The sequence below is a fragment of the Arthrobacter sp. NPDC057009 genome (assembly GCF_042673905.1).
Classification (GTDB): Bacteria; Actinomycetota; Actinomycetes; order Actinomycetales; family Micrococcaceae; genus Arthrobacter.
Genome location: NZ_JBHUSB010000049.1, coordinates 1,665 through 2,974 on the forward strand (window position 1 = coordinate 1,665; position 1,310 = coordinate 2,974).

Annotated in this window: 1 rRNA gene; it reads left to right on the forward strand. The window is 54.0% G+C overall.

Features of this window, described 5'->3' with window-relative positions:
• Positions 1–173: 173 nt before the first annotated feature.
• A 23S ribosomal RNA gene (locus ACFTR6_RS22015) occupies positions 174–1,310 on the forward strand; the annotation flags it as partial.

The window sequence follows — 1,310 nt, forward strand, 5'->3', positions numbered from 1 at the left end:
AGTGTGTGTGGGGTGTGTGGTACGGGGTTGTTGTTTGAGAACTACATAGTGGACGCGAGCATCTTGTATAAGAAGCAATTTCCAAGATATTAGAACCTGGATCTGTTGTTCTGTCTTTCGGGACGGGGCAGTGGTTTCTGTGGTTCTCTCGAGAAAATGTTTTTGATCTTTGTGGTCAAGTTTTTAAGAGCACACGGTGGATGCCTTGGCATTAGGAGCCGAAGAAGGACGTAGGAATCTGCGATAAGCCTGGGGGAGTCGATAACCGGACTGTGATCCCAGGGTGTCCGAATGGGGAAACCCCGCCAGGCGCGTGAGTGACCTGGTGACCCGCATCTGAACACATAGGGTGCGTGGAGGGAACGCGGGGAAGTGAAACATCTCAGTACCCGCAGGAAGAGAAAACAACAGTGATTCCGTTAGTAGTGGCGAGCGAACGCGGATCAGGCTAAACCGTTTCCATGTGTGATAGCCGGCGGGCGTTGCATGGGCGGGGTTGTGGGACTTGTTGTCCTGGTTCTGCCGGACCGGGGAGGTGAGGGTGCTGGTATAGGTGAACGGTCTTGAAAGGCCGGCCGTAGAGGGTGTTAGCCCCGTAACCGTAATGCTGTGCACCGCCTTTGATGAGTATCCCAAGTAGCACGGGGCCCGAGAAATCCCGTGTGAATCTGTCAGGACCACCTGATAAGCCTAAATACTCCCTAATGACCGATAGCGGACCAGTACCGTGAGGGAAAGGTGAAAAGTACCCCGGGAGGGGAGTGAAACAGTACCTGAAACCGTGTGCTTACAATCCGTCGGAGCAGCCTTGTAGTTGTGACGGCGTGCCTTTTGAAGAATGAGCCTGCGAGTTAGTGTTACGTCGCGAGGTTAACCCGTGTGGGGAAGCCGTAGCGAAAGCGAGTCTGAACAGGGCGTTGCAGTGGCGTGATCTAGACCCGAAGCGAAGTGATCTACCCATGGCCAGGTTGAAGCGACGGTAAGACGTCGTGGAGGACCGAACCCACTTCAGTTGAAAATGGAGGGGATGAGCTGTGGGTAGGGGTGAAAGGCCAATCAAACTTCGTGATAGCTGGTTCTCCCCGAAATGCATTTAGGTGCAGCGTTGCGTGTTTCTTTCCGGAGGTAGAGCTACTGGATGGCTAATGGGCCCTACAAGGTTACTGACGTCAGCCAAACTCCGAATGCCGGTAAGTGAGAGCGCAGCAGTGAGACTGTGGGGGATAAGCTTCATAGTCGAGAGGGAAACAGCCCAGACCACCAACTAAGGCCCCTAAGCGTGTGCTAAGTGGGAAAGGATGTGGAGTTGC